This window comes from Yinghuangia sp. ASG 101 (assembly GCF_021165735.1).
In the GTDB taxonomy this organism is placed as follows: domain Bacteria; phylum Actinomycetota; class Actinomycetes; order Streptomycetales; family Streptomycetaceae; genus Yinghuangia.
This window is the reverse complement of record NZ_CP088911.1, coordinates 6,120,956-6,138,161: the sequence shown is the minus strand read 5'-3', so window position 1 is coordinate 6,138,161 and position 17,206 is coordinate 6,120,956. Positions and strand designations below refer to the sequence as shown.

Below are 17,206 nucleotides of genomic sequence, written 5' to 3'. Positions count from 1 at the left end.
GCGGGGCTCACCGGGTCAGGATCATGACGCGCCCGTCGACGTTGACGACGTGGCCGGCGCCGAGCCGGGCGAGCGGGCGGTCCCAGTGGATGTGCCCGCACACGGTCAGGGCGGCCGTGCCGCCGATGAGGCGGGCGCCGATGACCGGGTTGCCGTACTGCTCCCGTCGGGCTCCGGCGGGGCCCTCGTGCAGGACGAGGACTTCCGGGTCGGCCCGGCCCACCGCGGCGAGGAGCGCCAGGAACTCCTCCTCGGCGCGGCGGTCGGTGCGCCGGGGGTCGCCTATGACGCCGCTGACGCCGCCGAAGCGGACTCCGCCGTACTCGACCGTCCCGCCGTCGAGGAGGGCCGCGCCGCCGCCGAGACCGGCGACGTCCTCGGGGGTGAGCAGGTCGTGGTTGCCGGCGACACCCACGATCCAGGCGCTGCCGGCCGCGGCGAAGGCGAGCCACACGTCGACGACCTCGCCCGACGCGCCGCGGCGGTCGGCGCGCGGCGCGGAGTACAGGTCGCCGGCCAGGACGACGCCGACCCGGTCGAGGGCCGGCAGCAGGCCGGTGGCCGCCCACACCGCCATGTGGTCCGCGAGGGCGATGCCGAGCAGCACCTCGTCGCCGCCGTACGGGGACCGCGCGATGCCCTGGAGGTCACCGGTCAGGACGACGGCGTCGACGCCGTCGGGAAGGGTGTCGACGCGAAGGCTCTCGACGGTGAGCAGCGCGCTCTCGGTGCCGCCGCCCCGGCGCGCACGCCGGTATCTGACCTGGGTGATCGGCTCCACTTTGCCGTTGAGAACGCGCATGTTCCTTACGGTACGGCGTGACCCTGCCGGAACGCGCCCGTGGATCTTGTCGGTTGCCCGCCCCTCGACGGGCCCGGCCGCGGCGTATGCGCTGGGCACCGCCGCTTTTTGACGGCGCGTCATCGCGGGTCGGTCACGCGGGGCGGTGCTTCGTGTGCTCGGAGTAGCGGTACGCCCCGTGGCCCGCCCTGCCGGTCTCGTCGGCGGAGGCGCCCTCGGCCCGGGAGCGCACCCACGCGAACAGGAGCACCGACGCCACGGCCGCGAGCGCGCACCAGGTGGAGGCGAACTGCTTGGTCCACAGCCAGCCGCAGACCCCGGCGCCGACCGCCCCGACGGCGCCGAAGACCACGAGGATGCGGTCCCCGGACAGCAGCAGGGCGCCGAGGGTGGCGACCAGGTACCCGGCGATGAGCGGATAGGGGTGGTCTATGCCTATCGCGTACTGCACCGTGTGGCCGTGGACGCGCGCGCGGACCGGCCCGTCCGCGAGCGCGGCGCCGAGGAACGCCGCGACCACGAGGCCGATTCCGGACAGCGACGCGAGCGCGGCACGCCGATTGCGGCCCGCGGTGGGCCACATCGCCGCGAGCACGCCGAGCGGGACCAGCACCGGCAGCAGGGGGAACGCTATGAACGCCCATATCCCGCGGGCCAGTTCCGCGGCCTGCGCGGTGGCCTTGCCCTCCTCGCCGCGCCAGACGACCGCCTCGACGAGCTGGTGGAAGCCGAGCCACAGCGGAAGTGAGGCCAGGGGCACGTCGCGTGCCCGCCGTACCGACGCGAGCGTGGCAACACCCACCGCGCTGACGGCGGTTCCGGCGATCACATCGGCGGTGGCACTCCAACACATACGACTTCGCGCTCCCGTACTGCTTGTTCCAGCGTGACACGCACGGCCTGCGGACGCGCGAGGAGACGGGTCGTTCGCGGCTCCGGGGCCCGGAACCGGCGCGACCGCCTCGCGCGGTTACAGCCCCGGCCAGGGCAAAGGCATTCCCCATGTGCCGTTTCGGCGTTGCGCGTTCCGTACCGGACGTTCCGTGACAGCTGCGACGAAGCAGGTGTAGTTCGACTTAAGCCTTCCTTAAATCATGGCGTTCCGGTGTTCAAGCGCCGCAGATCTCGTTAACGTTGCTCGCGCAGGCCGTTCCGGATTCGCGGGGCTCCCCCCCACCGGGCGGCCGAGGCTCGACCCAACCCCCCAGGGTCTGTGCCAACAAGGGGACGCGATTCCCCTTGGCGCGGGCGTACCCACCCCCACCCGGTGCGCCCGCGCCCCTTCTTCTCCCGGTGTCCTCCGCGGCGTCAGTGGTCGCCGCGGCTTTTGCGTGCCCTGCGGCGCCGACGGCCCGCGGCGGGTCTTCCGGTCCCGAAGCGGACGGCGACCTGCGCGCCGCCCAGCACGGAGCGTTCCAGGCGCACCTCTCCCCCGGTCGACTCGGCCACGCGCCGCACGATGTCGAGGCCGAGGCCGGTCGAGCCCTCGCGGCCGTCGCCGTGGCCGCGGCGCAGCGCGGTCTCCGGATCGGCTATGCCGGGGCCGCCGTCGGCCACCAGCAGAATCACGGTCTCGCCCGCGGGCGGCCCGCCGACGTGCAGCGTCACGGCGAACGGGCTGCCCTCGGGGGTGTGCCGGAAGACGTTGCCGAGCATCGCGTCGACGGCGGCGGCCAGTTCGGCGCGCGGCACCGGCACGCGGACGGGCCCGTCGTGCTCGTCGGCGCCGTCGAGCCGCCATGTGCGGTCCTCGTCCTCGGCGAGTGCGGACCAGAAGGCGATGCGGTCGCGCACCACTTCGGCGAGGTCGCCGCCGAGGCGTTCGACGGCGGTGGTCTGGTTGCGCGCGGTGCGGATGATCTGGTCCACCTCGCGCTCCAACTGCGCGACGGTGTGCCGGGTCTGGTCCGCGACGGTGCCGTCGCCGAGGGCGGCGGCGTTCAGGCGCAGCGCGGTCAGGGGGGTGCGCAGGCGATGGGACAGGTCGGCGGCCAGCTCGCGTTCCGCGGCCATGAGCTTCTCGACGTGGTCCGCCATGGCGTTGAACGCCGTGGCGGCGTCCCGGAGTTCGGTCGGTCCCTCCGGGGTGATGCGCACGGTCAGGTCACCGCCGCCGAGCGTGCGGGCGGCGCCGGCCAGGGCCTTCGCGGGGCGTACGACGCGGGCGCCGAGCCGGTCGGCGACGAGCAGCGACCCGCCGACGAGCATCACGGCGACGCCGGTCAGCACCAGCCACGCGGTGCCGACGCCGCGCGAGACGTCGGCGTCCGGGACGTAGACCTCCACGACGGTCACCCGGCCGTGGTCGAGTGCGACGGGCTGGAGGAGCGACCAGCCGCCGTCCGTGCGCACCCGGAACGCCTGCGCGCGGTCGCGGGCCCGGTCGAGGGCGTCCGGGGAGGCCCGCGAGCGCCCGATGACGCCGCTGTCCGGGAGGTGTACCGCGACGCGGCCCGCGACCCCGGCGGGCACGCCGGCGAGCGCGGGTTCGAGGGCGGCGCGGTCGGTGGTGATGACCAGGGCCGGCTGGAGGGCCGCCGCCTGACGCTCGGCGTCGGCGAACGCGCGGTCCCGGGCGATCTCGCGCACGACCAGCCCCAGCGGGATCAGGAACGCGAGCGCGACCATGGTGGTCACCGCGAGGGCGACCCGGACCAGGGTGCCCCTCACGGGGGAGCCTCCAGCTTGACCCCGACGCCGCGCACGGTGTGCAGGTAGCGCGGCTCCCGGGCGGTCTCGCCGAGCTTGCGCCGCAGCCACGACAGGTGTACGTCGATGGTCTGGTCGTCGCCGTACGCCTGGCCCCACACCTCGGCCAGGATCTCGCGGCGCGGGACGACGGAGCCCGCGCGGGCGGCGAGGAACGCCAGCAGGTCGAACTCGCGGCGGCTGAGCTGGAGGGGAGTGCCGTCCAGGTCGGCCGTCCGGCGCCGCAGGTCGACCCGCAGGCCGCCGGTGCGCAGCACGTCCCCCGGGTCCCCCGCATCGCCCTCGGAGGCGCGCCCGCGTGCGCGCCGGAGCACGGCGGACATGCGCGCCTCCAGGTGCTCCCCGGAGAACGGCTTCGTGACGTAGTCGTCGGCGCCGGCGTTGAGCAGCCGCACGACCTCCGCCTCGTCGTCGCGCGCGGTGGCGATGATGACGGGCACGTCGGAGATGCCGCGCAGCATCTTCAGTGCCTCGCGGCCGTCGAGATCGGGCAGCCCCAGGTCGAGGATGACGACGTCGAAGGGGTGCCGACCGACCTCACGGAGCGCTTCCAGCGCGGTGCCGACGCCGAGGACCCCGTGTTGCTCCCGGGTGAGGTGACGCGTCAGCGCCGACCGCACGAGCGGGTCGTCTTCGACCACGAGCACCAGTGCCATGAGCCGAAACCGTAGCGGCCGACGGCGGGGGCGCGGCCACGTGCCTCCTGATTCGCCGCGCACGGGTGCCCGGCCCCCCGGAGGGCCCCTTGGGCCGCGGCCGGGCGGCGGGCACGGCAGGATGGGCGCGTGCGACGAGGGATGGCGAGGTTCGCGGCCTGGCTGGCGGTGACGGCCGCGGCCGTCGCGCTGTCCTGGTACGGGGTGCGCACGGTTTTGCGGGGCACGGTCTTCGAGGCGCCGCGTGCCCCCGCGCTCGCCGCGAACGCCGTCCGGGGGCCCGCGCCGGACCCGGCGACCCTGCTCCCCGCGCCCGAGGCGGCCGTCTCGATCGCGCCGGAGACGACCGCGCCGACGAGCAGCCGACCGACCGCGTCCGCGTCCCCCCGCCCGACCTCGGCGCGGCCCTCCTCGGACCCGCCGTCGTCGTCCGCGCCCCCGTCCACCAGCCGGGCGGCCGACCCGCCGGACGGCGACGCGGCCGACGCCCAGGCCCCCGTGATCCGCGTCGACGCCGATCCCGGCGGCCAGGCCGGGTCGACGCAGGGTTTCGAGCTGAAGGGCGGCCGGGCCGCGTTCACCTTCACGCCCACCGCGGCGACGCTGATCGCCGCGACACCGCATTCGGGGTGGTCGGTCAAGGTCCACGAGGGCGGCCGGTGGCTCCGTGTCGACTTCACCCGGGGTGCCCGGACCTCGTCGGTTTTCGTGTCCTGGATCGCCCACCCGCCCCTCGCGGTGACCTACGAATCCTGAGGCCGGGTCCCGTCGAATACGCGCTCCCGGCGCCTGGTGTTCGGACGTGCGTTTGATTCCGTTAAGCATGTCGGGATGGGCTAACGGGTAGGCGGGGGTCGGATCGCGATCCGATCAGCCCATTCCTCCCAGGAGGCGGCCAATGTCCCAGGAACCCGCACGCCACGCGCACGGACCTGACGACCCGGGGCACATATCCCGTGACGCCACCGGCCCCCCGTACGAACCCCTCACACCGCTCGAACCGCCGCTGACGGCCCTGGTCGACCCCGCGCTCGCGGGCCCGGGCGCACATCCCGGCGAACCACTGAGCGAGCACCTGGCCGAGGTGTACGCGGCGGAGAACTGCCTGCGCGCCTCGCCCCCCGGGCCCGTCGGCGTCGAGATCGAATGGCTCGTGCGCGACGAATCGGACCCGGCCTGGCCGGTCACCGGCGAGCGCGTCAGCGCCGCCCTCGCGAACGGCCCGCTGCCCGGCGGCGGCCGGATCACCCTCGAACCCGGCGGGCAACTCGAACTCAGCTCGGCGGTCGGCCCGTCCCTCGCCACGTGCATCGAGGCGGCGCAACTGGACATCGCCCTGCTGCGGGACACCGCCGCCGAGGCCGGGCTCGTCCTCGTCGGCGCCGGCGTCGACGCCTACCGCGCACCGCACCGCACCCTCCAGACGCCGCGCTACGCCGCGATGGAGCGCTATTTCGACCTGACCGGCCACTGGGGCCGCGTGATGATGTGCAGCACCGCCTCGGTCCAGGTCTGCCTGAACCCGGGCGACGAGTCCGCCGGCCCGAACGGCGTGCGGCACCGGTGGGCGCTGGCCCACCGCATCGGCCCCGTCCTCCTCGCGGCGTTCGCCAACTCCCCGCACCACGGCGGCCGTTCCACCGGCTGGGCGTCGACGCGGCAGCTGGCCTGGTCGCGGCTCGACGCCGCACGGACCCGCCCGCCGCTGTACGACGAGGGCACCGACCCGCGCGAGGTGTGGGCGCGGTACGTCATGGACGCGCCGGTGATGTGCGTGCGCCGCGACGGCCACACCGAGTGGGCGATGCCCGCCGAGGCCGTCACCTTCCGCGACTGGACGCGCGGCGCCCTCGGCCGCCGGCCGACCTCGGCCGACCTCGAACTGCACATGTCGACGCTGTTCCCACCGGTACGCGCACACGGCACGCACTTCGAGATGCGCATGATCGACGCGCAGCCCGGCGACGGCTGGACGATCCCGCTCGCGATCGCCACCGCCCTCCTCGACGACCCGACGGCGTCCGCGCGGGCCTGGGAGCACACCGAGCAGCTGGCCCGCTCCGCCGCCGCCGCGCCGCCGTACGCGTGGTGGCTGCGCGCCGCCCGCTTCGGCCTCGCCGAGCCGCTGCTGCGCACGACCGCGCGGGCCCTGACCGCCGCCGCCCTGGACGCGCTGCCGCGCCTGGGCGTGTCGCCGCAGGTCTTCACCGACGCCGTCGAGTTCGCGTACCGCTACACGGATCGGGGGCGCTGCCCGGGCGACGAGTCGACGCCGGGGGGCGCACCCAAGGGAGCCCGCCATGCCGCGCCCGCACGCTGACGACCGCGCCCCGGAGGTGACGCCCGAGGACGCGTGGCGCGTCCTGGAGCGCGCCCGGCGGCGCACCGCGGCCCTGACCGACAGCGTCGACGACGCCGACCTGATGCGGCAGCACTCCGTGCTGATGTCCCCGCTCGTGTGGGACTTGGCGCACATCGCGTGCCAGGAGGAGCTGTGGCTGCTGCGCGGCGTGGGGCGCCAGGAGCCGATGCGTCCCGAACTCGACGACATCTACGACGCGTTCCGGCACGCCCGGGTCGACCGCCCGCAACTCCCGCTGCTGGGCCCGCCCGAGGCCCGCGCCTACGCCCGCGACGTGCGCGCCCGCGTCCTGGACCTGATGGACCGCGCGTCGTCGGACGACGACCCGCTCACCCGGGACGCGTTCGCGTTCGGCATGATCGCGCAGCACGAACAGCAGCACGACGAGACGATGCTGGCGACCCATCAGCTCCGTGCGGGCGGCCCGGTGCTGGAGGCCCCCGAGCCGCCCTCGGCGGCTCCGGTCGCGTCAAACGAAGTCGTCATCCCGGCGGGCACGTTCACGATGGGCACCTCGACGCACCCGTGGGCGCTCGACAACGAACGCCCGGCGCACGCCGTGCACGTGGCCGCGTTCGCCCTCGACACCGTCCCCGTCACGTGCGGTTCCTACCTGGAGTTCATGGCGGACGGCGGCTACGACGACCCGCGCTGGTGGGCCGAGCCGGGCTGGGCGCACCGCGTTCGCGAGGAGTGGGCCGCCCCCGCGTTCTGGACGCGTGACGGCAGCCAGTGGCTGCGCCGGCGGTTCGGGGTGACCGAGCCGGTGCCGTCGGACGAACCGGTCGTCCACGTCTCGTGGTTCGAGGCCGACGCCTACGCCCGCTGGGCCGGGCGGCGGCTGCCCACCGAAGCCGAATGGGAGAAGGCCGCACGCCACGATCCCGCCGCCGACCGGTCGCGCACCTACCCGTGGGGTGACGACGAACCCACCGCGGAGCACGCCAACTTGGGCCAGCGCCACCTGCGCCCGGCCGCGGCCGGCGCCTACCCCGCCGGGGAGTCCGCCCACGGGGTGCGCCAACTCCTCGGCGACGTCTGGGAGTGGACGTCGAGCGACTTCACCGGCTACCCGGGGTTCTCGGCCTGGCCGTACAAGGAGTACTCCGAGGTGTTCTTCGGCACGGACCACAAGGTCCTGCGCGGCGGTTCGTTCGGCACCGACGCGGTGGCCTGCCGCGGGACGTTCCGCAACTGGGACTTCCCGCAGCGGCGGCAGATCTTCGCGGGCCTGCGCACCGCACGCTCGCTGCCCGACCGGGAGACGGGCGGGGGGCCGCGCTGATGTGCCGTCACCTGGCTTATGCCGGAGCCCCGTTGAGTCTGCACCAACTCGTTGTCGCGCCGCCGCACGGGTTGTACGAGCAGTCCTGGCAGCCGCGCGCGCAGAAGTTCGGCACCGTGAACGCCGACGGTTTCGGGGTCGGCTGGTACGCCGACGGCGATCCCCGCCCGGCGCGCTACCGGCGGGCGGTCCCCATCTGGGCCGACCCGTCGTTCGCGGACGTCGCCCGGGTCACGCGCACCCGCGCGCTGCTCGCCGCCGTCCGGTCGGCCACCGAAGGGACCACGCAGGGCGAGGACGCGGCGGCGCCGTACGCCGACGGGCCGTGGCTGTTCAGCCACAACGGCCGCCTCGACGCGTGGCCGCACGGCCTCGGCGCGCTGGCCGCGACGCTCCCGCCGGAAGACCTGCTGTCCCTCGAATCCCGGTGCGACTCCGCCCTGTTGTGGGCGCTGCTGCGCCGCCGCCTGGCCGACGGCGAGCCCGTCGGCCGGGCGGTCGCCGCGGTCGTCGCGGACGCCGCCGCCCACACCGACGGCCGGTTCAACCTGCTGGTGACGGACGGCGAGACGATCACCGCGACCGCCCACGGCGACACGCTCTTCCACCGCACCACGCCGGACGGGGTGTTCCTCGCCTCCGAACCCGACGCGGACGGCGGCTGGACCCCGGTCCCCGACCACACACTCGTGACGGCCGCTCGGGGAGCCGTCCGCCTCCATCCGCTGACGGCCAAGGAGTTGAAGGACCCGTGACCCGATCGACCAGGCTCAGCGTGCGCGGCCACCTCCCCGAGGGCTACCTCGCGGACGCGTTGCGCCGGGACGCCTCCCTCGGCCTCAGCGCCGATCCCAAGTGGCTGTCCCCCAAATGGTTCTACGACGCTCGCGGCAGCCGCCTCTTCGAGGAGATCACCAAGCTGCCCGAGTACTACCCCACCCGTGCCGAGCGCGAGATCCTGCGCCGTCACGCGGCGGACATCGCCGAGACCGTCCCCGCCCACAGCCTCGTCGAACTGGGCTCCGGTTCCTCGGAGAAGACCCGCCTGCTGCTCGACGCGCTACGCGGCGCCGGGTCGTTGGAGCGCTACGTGCCCGTCGACGTCAGCGAGGCGGCCCTCGTCGACGCGGGGGAGTCGCTGCTGCGCGACTACCCGGGACTGACGGTGGACGCGGTGGTCTCCGACTTCGGGGCGCACCTGGGCATCCCCGACGACGAACCCGGGCCGAAGCTCGTGGCGTTCCTCGGCGGCACGCTCGGCAACCTGCTGCCCGACGAACGGGCCGCGTTCCTGGGTGCGGTCCGCGCCCAGCTGCGGCCCGAGGACGGCTTCCTGCTCGGTGCCGACCTCGTCAAGGACCCGACGGTGCTGGTCCGGGCGTACGACGACACGCAGGGTGTCACCGCCGAGTTCAACCGCAACGTCCTGCACGTCCTCAACCGCGAACTCGCCGGGGACTTCGCGATCGAGCGGTTCGAGCACGTCGCGGTGTGGAACGCCGAGCGGGAGTGGATCGAGATGCGCCTGCGCGCGCGGGGCGACCAGTCGGTGAAGCTCGCCGCGGTGGACCTGCTGGTCGAGTTCGCCGACGGCGAGGAACTGCGTACCGAGATCTCGGCGAAGTTCCGCGCCTCCGGCCTCGTCACCGAGCTGGAGCGCGCCGGATTCGCGGTCACCCGCTGGTGGACCGACGCGGAGAACCGCTTCGGCGTGGCCCTCGCCGTTCCGGTGTAGCCCGCCGGGCGAGAGCCCCCGCCACAAACGACACCCCGCGGCCTGACGGTCGCGGGGTGTCGTGGGTTCGGCGGGCTGTCAGGGCCGTGGCGGAGAGGGGGGCGTGGTGCGGGTCGCGTACATCGCGACGGTCAGTTCGCGGACGAACCCCGCACGGCTGTCGTCGTCGAGGCGTATGAGCGCGCGGCGCCCGAACTCGTCGACGGCCTGCGCGACCGTCTCGACGACGTCGTCGAGCACCGCCGTGCGCGTCGCCGCGTCGAGGCTCGCGACGCGCCGCCGCAGCATCGAGTCGGCGACCTGCGGCGCGTAGTCGGCGTGCAGCATCTGGGCGGAGAACACCTGGATGCCGGCCGCGGCCAGCGCCCCCGACAGCTTGCGCGTCATCTCGCCGTTGACGTACTCGGTGTCGCGCAGCGACGCCGTTCCGGGGGTGAAGCTGTCGCACGGCAGCGTCGCGACGACGCCGCCGGCCACCGCCTCGATCTGCCGGCGCAGGTACTGCTCGCAGTCGCGCACCGCGAAGCAGGCCCGGGCGGTGTCCCGGACCTGCCACACGACGAGGACCATGACCTGCAGCGGGGTACCCTGACGGTCCGTCAGCTCCATGGGGCGGCTGCGCCAGTGGCGGATGCCCGCGTCGACCCGGTCGCGGCGGCACAGCGGGGGCGCCCACACCAGCCCGGTGCGGCGGACGGTGCCCCGGTAGCGGCCGAAGCGGCTGAGCACACGCGCGGTACCGGCCTCCACGACGAACATCCCGAGGACCAGCACCAGCGCGAGCAGGGCTCCGAGGACCCCGACGCCGATCGCGACGGGATGCGCGGTGTCGAGCACCGGGTTGCCCCGGACGCGTTCCGGCAGCCGGTCGTCGATCGGTCCGGTCACGGCGACCGCCCACGCGACCGCGCCCAGCGACGCCACGATCCCGAGGACGGCCGACCAGCCGGGCAGCGACCGGGCGGGGTACTCGCGCAACTCGGGGTCGGTGCGCGGGAATCGCGCGTAGGCGGCGGGAGCGCACGGCCGGCCGGCGGCGTAGGCCTCGTACGCCGCCGGGGGCGGAGCCGGGGCCGCCTCGGCGGGCGCCGCGTCGGCGCGGGCCGCCATGTCCGTGCTCCGGAACGGCCCGTCCGACGCGGTCGTCGCGGGGCGGAGTGGGGCGAAGGAGTCGGGGAGGCGGACGAGTTGCCGCAGATGCGCCGGTTCGGGCACGGGAATCACGGCGGCCGGCGCCACGAGCCCCGAGGCGTCCAGGACGCGGATCTCGGCGGTGTCCAGGACGCGGCCGTCGAGGGCGGTGCCGTCGTCGGGGTCCTTTCGTTCGATCACGGTCATGTGCACGTGGGGTGTGCGGGGGTGGGGCCGGTCCTCCGGCAGGTCGGCGGTCGGGGCTGGTGTGGTCGCCGGGCCCGCGGGACGCGGCGCCCTCGTTTCCCCTGTCGAGTCCTCGCGTGTCATTTGTGCTCCTCACGCGTCGTCGTCGACGCCGTTCCGTGGCGTCGGCTTGCGCCTGGGTGGTTCCGTACCGGTGTGTGCGACACCGTCCGTCGCGGTGCGGCGGGTGCGGTCAACTCATCAGGCGCGACCAGGTCTCCGGTCCCGGTATTCCGTCGGCGTTGGCACCGGTCCATCCCTGGGCGCGCTGGAAGGCCGCGGTGGCCTGCTGGTCCGCGGCGCTCCAGGTCGGGCCCGGGCCCTTGGTGTAGTAGCCGCCGTAGCCCTTGGCCACGAGCGCTTCGCCGAGCTGGGTGATGTACGCGTTCGACTGGCCCGGCCCGAAGTACTGCGCGCCGGGGAAAGCGCCGGCGGCCGTCGACCCGGTGTCGGAGATGTTCTTGTACCGGTAGGGCGTGTAGCTCGTCGCGTACGTGAAGTAGGCGTACGGGATGGTGCGGTGCTGGGTGCCGGGCGGCGTCTGCTCGTAGCCCACGTACTTCGTGCGCGCCGAGTCCGCCCACTTCTCGAAGATGATCACGTGCGACCCGGACGAGGGGTTGGCCGCGTTGTGGAAGAGCAGGATGTCGCCGGGCCGGAGGTCGCTCTTGGCGATCTTCGTGCTGTAGGTGTCGAGGTCGCCGGTCCAGGCGTTCTGGCCGAGTGCCCACGCCATCGCGACGAACCCGGAACAGTCCTGCCGGTAGCCGCCGTTGTACGCCGTCTGGCTGTACGGCACGCCGGCGTTGACCCACGTCTGGGCGCGCTGCAGCACCTGGGCGCGGGTGATCGTCGCCAGTTTCGTCGGGGCGCGGAGCGCGGAGAGCGGGGCCGCGGCGGTCTTGCCTCCGCTCGACCCGAAGCGCAGCGGCCCGGGAGAACCCTGCGGGTTGCCGGCGGCGACCTGCCAGTCCTCGCTGTCCGGGATGGCGCGGAGTCCGTCGTCGCGTTCCTCCTCGGGGAGTGGTTGGGCGTGGTCGTGCGGCCGGCTGTCGGCCGGCTGTCGGGGTTGGCCCTGGTCGTCGAGCGTCTGGTCCGCGTCCAGCGCGTGTGCCGTCGCGGGGGTGACGCCCGCCGCGACGAATCCCGCGATCACGACCGATGCCGCGGTCCGCCGCGCGCGGCGGGCCGGATTGCCTCCGGAGCGCAGGGCTTGCCCCTGCCGACGCCTTTCCGCCGTACACGCAGGGCACGCGCAGGACGTGTCTGCGATTTCGTCGAACACCGGGTCTTTCATGGAAACCTGCCTTGCCGTCGGCCTGTTGGCCGGTCCGTTGATGGCTCGATTGGAACACCACTAATCACACAAGTCACTCTCATTCGGTCCAATCAGGTCACTAACTGTGCAATGCCCTATAAACCCTCATTCACCCGTTCGACGGTCCGACAGGCGCCCGCCGTCCGGCGGAAAGTGACGGACCGACAGGTTGGCGAGGCGCGCGGAAGGAATACGAACTCTTGGGCCACCGCGGGGGGTTGGCCGCGACACGGCAGGATCTCGGACCCACCCGCGGGGGGAGGCGTCGCGCGCGGATGCACAGGAGTGAGTCACCCGGCGCGAGCGCCGGTGCCGACACTCCGGCGCGCGGCGCGCGAGCGGCGCGGTATTCCTTCTGCGCGGTCGCGCGCGACGCGGGCGCCGGACGTACGCGGCACCCGGGCCGCCGCACTCGGGCTGGGGTCCTCCGCGCGAGCCGCCGGGGCCGGGGCTCGTGTGCGCTCGCTCCGGCGTGTCAGGCCGTCAGAAGCTCCGGGTGCAGCGCCTCGACCATGCGCCGCATGCCGTCCTTCCAGTGCACGCGGGTCACGCCGGTGACCTCGTGCATGCGGGCGAGGTCCAGGGCGACGCTCGCGATCGTCGCGTCGGTCGCCTCGAACCGCGGCTTCACACCCGTCAGTTCTCCGAGGTGGGCGCACCAGTCCTCGATGCTCACCGCTTCGCTGCCGCCCCAGTTGACGGTGGTCGCGGGCGTCGCGGCGGCGGCGAGCAGCCCCGGCAGGGAGGCGACGATGTCCTGCTCGTGAATCGGGTGGTAGACGCTCGGGGCGTCCCGGTGCACCTCGACCGGCGCGCCCGCGAGCATCATCTCCAGGTGGATCGCCGGCCAGCCGCCGTGGTCGCCGTACGGCACGCTCAGCCGCGCGATCGTGGTCGGCAGGCCGTGGCGGGCGGCACCCCAGCGGGCCGCGCCCTCCGCCGCGATCTTGCAGATGGAGTAGGTCTCCAGGAACGACCACACCCGGTGGTTGTCGCCCAGCGGGTCGGTCTCGCGGAACGCGCGGTGCCCGTCCGGCTGGTAGACCGCCGTCGACGAGCAGTGCAGGAAGGCGCGCGCGGCGCGGTGGTGCTCCATGAGCCACAGCACGCCGCCCGCGTTGGCGTCGAGGTCCGCGTCCCACTCGCCGCTCTTCGCGACCGCGAAGTTGAGGACATAGTCGGCGTCGGCCGGCAGATCCGCGACGTCGCCGGTCGCCAGGTCGACGCGGACACAGGTGACACCGGCCGCTTCGAGGCGCGCGCGGGCGTCGTCGTCGGTGAACCGGGCGGCGCCGTGGACGTCGTTGTCGCGCGCGAGCAGTTTGGCCACGGGCTCGGCCACCTGTCCGGTGACGCCGGTGACGACGATCTTGCGGCCTTCGAGTGCCACGCCGAGCCTCCCCCTGCCGGGCGGTCAAGAGCGGGTCGTACCGTAGCCCAATCGCTTGACCGAAACAACGATCGCGGGCGGGGGACGCCCGGCGCGGTCACGCCGTGATCGCCTCGGCCTCCCGGTCGCCGGGGCCCTCGGCGGCCAGCGCCTCGTCCAGCGTGGGGTGGACGTCGAACAGGCGGCGCAGCCCGAGCGCGGTGAACACGCGGTTGACGTGGTGGTCGCCGTTGGCCGGCATCACCAGTCGCAATTGGCCCGAACACGACCGCAGCAACCGCCGCGCGCCGACCAGCGCGCCGATCCCGGTCGAGTCGCAGAAGACGACGTCGGTGAGCTCCAGGATCAAATGGTGACGCCCTTGGGCCACCGCCCGTCTGACGTTCTCGCCCAGTTCCGGGACGACGGCGAAGTCGGCCTCCCCGGCGACGAACAGCACGGTCCAGCCTTGGTGGTCCTCGGTGGTCACCTGGAGATTCACTCGCGGGCGCTCCCTGGTCGGCGGTCGGGCACCGCCCGTGCGGACCGCAACCCTGGCCGCGCGGCGCGGAGGCCGGGCGAAAAGCCCGGCCGCCGTCCACCGTAGTGGCCGGTTCGCGGCGGAACCCGGCGACCATGGTCACGTACCGGTCTCGGTTGCTCCCCGAAACTGTCACCGAGATGTTCCAAAAACCGCCCCGAGCACGCGGAGTGACGTGCTATCAGACCCGTTGCGCGCCACGGGCCGACGGCGTCGGCATGGGAAAACCCCGACATCCGGGGGGAGTTGCCGAAAGCAACGACGCTGTGACGCTGCGCACCGGCGAATCAGTGCGCACAACCGCGCAGTTCGGCGATGTCCGCGACGACGGTGCAGGAACCGGGGGCGATTTCGGTGAACCCCGCGTCCCGGACGACGGGCAGATCCGCCGCCGTCAGCCCGGGCCACGCGGCGGCGGACGCGGTACGCACGGCCAGCGGAAAGCCGTCCGCGGCCCAGCGTTCGCGCGCCTCGGCGCCGAGCCGGAGCCAGGCCAACTGCGCGCCGTGGCCGGCCTGTGCCATCGCCTTGCCCGCCGACATCGCGAGGTCGGGGTTCAACCACAGCACGGGCACGCCGGGCGCGGGGGGCGGCGGTGCGGCGGGGTCGTCCAGTTCGGTGCCGGAAACCTGGAGCCGGGCAAGCTCCTTGGGCCACGCGTCGAGCGGTACGGGCGGGAACACCCGCACCTCGGCGCCCTCGTGCGCGAGGGTGATGCCGTCCAGCGCCGCCGCACGCCGCCATTCGGCCCCGCGGGCCCGGCGCACCACTTTGCGGATCCGGCCGTCGGTCCACGCCGTGACGCGGGAAGCCCACTCCCCCGCGACCGACCGCTCGTCGGCGAGGAACACCAGCACCGCCCGGGCCGCGGCCTCCAACGCCGCCGTCCGGGCGGGCGGGACGTCCCGCTCGATCCGGACCACCAGCGGAAGGACGAACTGCGGAACGGCGTCGCGGTCGGCGACGGGCGCGGCGGAACTCATGCGCCGATCATGCCGCAGCGCCCGCGGCGGACGCGCCCCTCCGACCGTGCCGCGACGGGCGGCGAGGGGCGGGGAAGAGGCCCCGGCGGGACGCGGCCCATCCCATATATGTCACGCGTGTGTCACAAAACCTGCAAGATGGCGGCATTCGTCACCGTCAGCCCATTTCAGCGGCCAACGTCGAGGAAGGAGATTTGGCACCGAGCGTATCCGCCGGGCAACCTTGAAGCGACGAGCTGACGGTGGCTCCCGGACGCGATACACCCGGGAACCACGCCATTTTGGCGATTTGCGCGCAGGCCCTCGGTCAAAGACTCGACCAGGCATGAGGCGCAATGACCCTCCGTATAGGTAGCATCCCGCGAGTGCCGCCCGGTCCCGACGGGCAAGCCCCCGACAAAGGTTCTCGATGAGTGACGATTCCCCAGCGCCGACCTCCACAGTCGACCCGCCGCGCGGTGCGCGCGTGCGCCTCGCCCGGGGGGCTTCCCCCTGGTTGGTGCCGACGGCGCTGACCGCCGCGGTGACCGGCTGTGCGGCGCTCCGCTCCCGGCGCTGGGCCGTGGCCGCCGTCCCGGCGCTCGCGCTGACCGGCGGAATGCTGTGGTTCTTCCGCGACCCGGAGCGCACCCCCGGCGACGACGGCGTCATCGCCTCGGCCGACGGCGTCGTGCAGAGCATCGACCCCTGGCCCGACGGGCGCACCCGGGTCGCCACCTTCATGAGCCCGCTGAACGTGCACGTGAACCGTGCCCCGCTGACCGGCGTGGTGAAGTCGGTCGAGCACAAGCCCGGCGGCTACATTCCGGCGTTCAACAAGGAGAGCGAGAACAACGAGCGCGTCGTCTGGGTCTTCGACACCCCGCGCGGCGAGATCGAGCTGGTGCAGATCGCGGGGACGGTGGCGCGCCGGATCGTCCCCTACCTCGAACCGGGTGCGGAGGTGGAGGTCGGCGAGCGCATCGGTCTCATCCGCTTCGGGTCGCGGGTCGACGTCTACCTTCCGCCCGGCATCGAGCCGGCGGTCACGGTCGGTCAGCGGACACGAGCCGGGGAGACACGCCTTGACCAGGTCTGACGGCCTTGACGGGTTCGACGGTTTCGAGGGATTCGACAACTTCGACCGATTCGACAAGATCGTCCCGGTCGCGGAGTACGCCGACGAGCGGCCGATTCCGCGCACCGACCCCGACGCGGAGGAGACTCCGCTGTCGTCCCGCATCTCCGCGGCCGACGTCCTCACCCTCGGCAACGCGGCGTGCGGATTCCTCGCCGTCTACTTCCTCGCGGTGGCGACGGTCGCCCAGCACATGGACGGCAACGGGGTGCCCGCCGACCGGCGCAGTGCCGCCGCGGCCGTGGTGCTCATGCTGATCGGCTCGCTGTTCGACCTGTGCGACGGCCTGGTCGCACGCCGGTTCCGCCGCTCGGCCCTCGGTGCCGAGCTGGACAACCTCGCCGACGTCATCTCCTTCGGCGTCGCCCCCGCGTTCTTCGTGGTCACCTGGGCGGCGATCCCGCTCGGCCCGGACAAGACCCCCGCGGTGCTCGTCGCCCTGTCGGTGCTCATCGCGGGAGTCCTGCGGCTGGCCCGGTTCGCCTCGACGCCCGGACGCCCGGGGGTGTTCCAGGGCATGCCGATTCCCATGGGCGCGCTGACGGTGGTCTCCATCGTGCTGCTCAACCTGCCGTTCGCGGTGGGTGCCGCGGGCATCCTGCTCACCGCGTGGCTCATGGTCAGCCGGATCGAATACCCCAAGCCGCAGGGCAAGTTGGCGATCCTGACGATGCTGTTCATCGCCGCGAGCGTCAGCTGCCTGACGCTGTGGGCGACGGACTCCCCGGGCGGCGACTCGATGCTGATGATGGGTGCGTGCCTCCAGGTCTCGCTGGCGCTCAGCATCCCGGTCATGGCGATGACGCGGCGCGGCGCCCGGTTCATCGGCGTCCGCATGATCCGCTAGCACGGACGCGGCGCACTTCGGCCGCGCAGATGTCACGACGGCCCCGGTCTTCCACCGGGGCCGTCGTCGTGTGTGCGCTGCTGTGCCGGGGCGTCCGCTCGGCGC

Annotated in this window: 16 protein-coding genes; 7 read left to right on the top strand and 9 right to left on the bottom strand. The window is 73.6% G+C overall.

Annotated features, from left to right (window positions below):
- Nucleotides 1-7: 7 nt before the first annotated feature.
- From LO772_RS26295 to LO772_RS26280, 4 genes are all read right to left on the bottom strand, one after another.
- Nucleotides 8-802, bottom strand: coding sequence for a metallophosphoesterase family protein (locus LO772_RS26295; protein ID WP_231774509.1), 795 nt, complete (start codon nt 800-802; stop codon nt 8-10).
- Between the two features lie 133 nt (nt 803-935).
- The gene (locus LO772_RS26290) at nt 936-1,655 is read right to left on the bottom strand and encodes a DUF6629 family protein (protein ID WP_231774508.1); all 720 of its coding nucleotides are present in this window, start codon (nt 1,653-1,655) and stop codon (nt 936-938) included.
- 455 nt (nt 1,656-2,110) lie between these two features.
- Nucleotides 2,111-3,472, bottom strand: a complete 1,362-nt coding sequence (locus LO772_RS26285; RefSeq protein WP_231774507.1) for a HAMP domain-containing sensor histidine kinase — start codon at nt 3,470-3,472, stop codon at nt 2,111-2,113.
- Complete coding sequence (locus LO772_RS26280; protein ID WP_231774506.1) at nt 3,469-4,167, bottom strand: response regulator transcription factor; 699 nt, start codon at nt 4,165-4,167, stop codon at nt 3,469-3,471. The genes LO772_RS26285 and LO772_RS26280 overlap by 4 nt, the downstream gene beginning before the upstream one ends.
- 129 nt (nt 4,168-4,296) lie before the next feature.
- Here LO772_RS26280 and LO772_RS26275 point away from each other — a divergent pair, with 129 nt between their 5' ends.
- The 5 genes from LO772_RS26275 (at nt 4,297) to egtD (ending at nt 9,549) form a co-directional block, all read left to right on the top strand.
- Nucleotides 4,297-4,923, top strand: coding sequence for a hypothetical protein (locus LO772_RS26275; protein ID WP_231774505.1), 627 nt, complete (start codon nt 4,297-4,299; stop codon nt 4,921-4,923).
- 142 nt (nt 4,924-5,065) lie between these two features.
- Nucleotides 5,066-6,487, top strand: a complete 1,422-nt coding sequence (gene egtA / locus LO772_RS26270; protein WP_231774504.1) for an ergothioneine biosynthesis glutamate--cysteine ligase EgtA — start codon at nt 5,066-5,068, stop codon at nt 6,485-6,487.
- On the top strand, nt 6,468-7,814 hold the full coding sequence (egtB, locus tag LO772_RS26265) for an ergothioneine biosynthesis protein EgtB (RefSeq protein WP_231774503.1): 1,347 nt from the start codon (nt 6,468-6,470) through the stop codon (nt 7,812-7,814). The genes egtA and egtB overlap by 20 nt, the downstream gene beginning before the upstream one ends.
- Complete coding sequence (gene egtC, locus LO772_RS26260) at nt 7,814-8,569, top strand: ergothioneine biosynthesis protein EgtC (RefSeq protein WP_231774502.1); 756 nt, start codon at nt 7,814-7,816, stop codon at nt 8,567-8,569. Before egtB ends, egtC begins: the two co-directional genes overlap by 1 nt.
- Entirely contained in the window at nt 8,566-9,549 is a 984-nt protein-coding gene (gene egtD / locus LO772_RS26255) for an L-histidine N(alpha)-methyltransferase (RefSeq protein ID WP_231774501.1), read from the top strand. The genes egtC and egtD overlap by 4 nt, the downstream gene beginning before the upstream one ends.
- Nucleotides 9,550-9,627: 78 nt before the next feature.
- Here the strand turns inward: egtD and LO772_RS26250 are convergent, their stop codons facing one another.
- The 5 genes from LO772_RS26250 to LO772_RS26230 all read right to left on the bottom strand — a co-directional run bounded on the left by LO772_RS26250 (nt 9,628) and on the right by LO772_RS26230 (nt 15,137).
- Entirely contained in the window at nt 9,628-11,010 is a 1,383-nt protein-coding gene (locus LO772_RS26250) for an SPFH domain-containing protein (RefSeq protein WP_231774500.1), read from the bottom strand.
- A 109-nt stretch (nt 11,011-11,119) separates the two neighbouring features.
- Nucleotides 11,120-12,082 carry a peptidoglycan-binding protein gene (locus LO772_RS26245; RefSeq protein WP_231774499.1) on the bottom strand — a complete coding sequence of 321 codons (963 nt, stop codon included), beginning with the start codon at nt 12,080-12,082 and terminating at the stop codon, nt 11,120-11,122.
- A gap of 637 nt (nt 12,083-12,719) precedes the next feature.
- A complete protein-coding gene (locus tag LO772_RS26240; protein WP_231774498.1) occupies nt 12,720-13,634 on the bottom strand; it encodes an NAD-dependent epimerase/dehydratase family protein in 915 nt (304 codons plus the stop codon).
- 97 nt (nt 13,635-13,731) lie between these two features.
- Entirely contained in the window at nt 13,732-14,115 is a 384-nt protein-coding gene (locus LO772_RS26235) for an STAS domain-containing protein (RefSeq protein ID WP_231774497.1), read from the bottom strand.
- Nucleotides 14,116-14,441: 326 nt separating this feature from the next.
- Nucleotides 14,442-15,137, bottom strand: a complete 696-nt coding sequence (locus LO772_RS26230) for a peptidyl-tRNA hydrolase (RefSeq protein WP_231774496.1) — start codon at nt 15,135-15,137, stop codon at nt 14,442-14,444.
- Between the two features lie 409 nt (nt 15,138-15,546).
- On the opposite strand from LO772_RS26230, the gene LO772_RS26225 reads away from it, so the two are divergent.
- Nucleotides 15,547-16,215, top strand: a complete 669-nt coding sequence (locus LO772_RS26225) for a phosphatidylserine decarboxylase (RefSeq protein WP_231774495.1) — start codon at nt 15,547-15,549, stop codon at nt 16,213-16,215.
- Nucleotides 16,202-17,101 (top strand): CDP-diacylglycerol--serine O-phosphatidyltransferase, encoded by a 900-nt coding sequence (gene pssA / locus LO772_RS26220; RefSeq protein ID WP_231774494.1) that lies wholly within the window; start codon nt 16,202-16,204, stop codon nt 17,099-17,101. Before LO772_RS26225 ends, pssA begins: the two co-directional genes overlap by 14 nt.
- The last annotated feature ends 105 nt before the right edge of the window (nt 17,102-17,206 follow it).

Coding starts and splice junctions, on each gene's coding strand:
- LO772_RS26295 (WP_231774509.1), bottom strand. CDS start 802: ATGCGCGTTCTCAACGGCAAAGTGGAGCCGATCACCCAGGTCAGATAC.
- LO772_RS26290 (WP_231774508.1), bottom strand. CDS start 1,655: ATGTGTTGGAGTGCCACCGCCGATGTGATCGCCGGAACCGCCGTCAGC.
- LO772_RS26280 (WP_231774506.1), bottom strand. CDS start 4,167: ATGGCACTGGTGCTCGTGGTCGAAGACGACCCGCTCGTGCGGTCGGCG.
- egtA (WP_231774504.1), top strand. CDS start 5,066: ATGTCCCAGGAACCCGCACGCCACGCGCACGGACCTGACGACCCGGGG.
- egtB (WP_231774503.1), top strand. CDS start 6,468: ATGCCGCGCCCGCACGCTGACGACCGCGCCCCGGAGGTGACGCCCGAG.
- egtC (WP_231774502.1), top strand. CDS start 7,814: ATGTGCCGTCACCTGGCTTATGCCGGAGCCCCGTTGAGTCTGCACCAA.
- LO772_RS26250 (WP_231774500.1), bottom strand. CDS start 11,010: ATGACACGCGAGGACTCGACAGGGGAAACGAGGGCGCCGCGTCCCGCG.
- LO772_RS26230 (WP_231774496.1), bottom strand. CDS start 15,137: ATGAGTTCCGCCGCGCCCGTCGCCGACCGCGACGCCGTTCCGCAGTTC.
- LO772_RS26225 (WP_231774495.1), top strand. CDS start 15,547: ATGAGTGACGATTCCCCAGCGCCGACCTCCACAGTCGACCCGCCGCGC.